1 protein-coding gene is annotated in these 569 nt (G+C 56.1%); it reads left to right on the top strand.

Annotation, left to right across the window (positions count from 1 at the left end; genetic code table 11):
- Positions 1–569, top strand: a 569-nt coding sequence (locus AACW06_RS19965; protein WP_192076380.1) for an Ig-like domain-containing protein, incomplete at both ends; no start/stop codon positions are given.

The raw sequence follows: 569 nt of genomic DNA, 5'->3' as shown, positions 1-569 counted from the left end.
ATACGGTGACGTTAACCATCACCAACCCAGATGGTAGTACCACGGAACAAACCTACACCGTGACGGCGGCGGACCTTGCCAATGGCAGCGCCGACATCACCATTCCAAGCTTGACAGCGGAAGGTAATTACAGCATCACCAGCAGCATTACGGATGCCGCAGGCAACAGCAGTGGTGACAGTGCGCCAGTGACGTTCGATTTAGACACCACCGTACCGGGTGATACCGACGGCGACGGTACGAGTGACACCGCGCCAACCGTTACCATTGCCGATGCGGCGGACGGCAGCGTCAGCGTGGCGGAAAACAGTGACGGCGTTGAAACTGTGGTGAGTATTCCAACGGGTGTGGAAGTAGGGGATACGGTGACGTTAACCATCACCAACCCAGATGGCACCACCACTGAGCAAACCTACACCGTGACGCAAACGGACGTCGATATCGGCAGTGCGAGCATCACCATTCCAAGCTTGACGGACGAGGGTACTTATAGTGTTACCAGCAGTATCAGTGATGCAGCGGGCAACACCACAGCTGAAAGCACGCCAGTGACGTTCGATTTAGACACC

The organism is Vibrio sp. S12_S33, from assembly GCF_963889785.1.
In the GTDB taxonomy this organism is placed as follows: Bacteria; Pseudomonadota; Gammaproteobacteria; order Enterobacterales; family Vibrionaceae; genus Vibrio; species Vibrio aestuarianus.
This window is presented reverse-complemented; position numbering and strand designations above follow the sequence as displayed.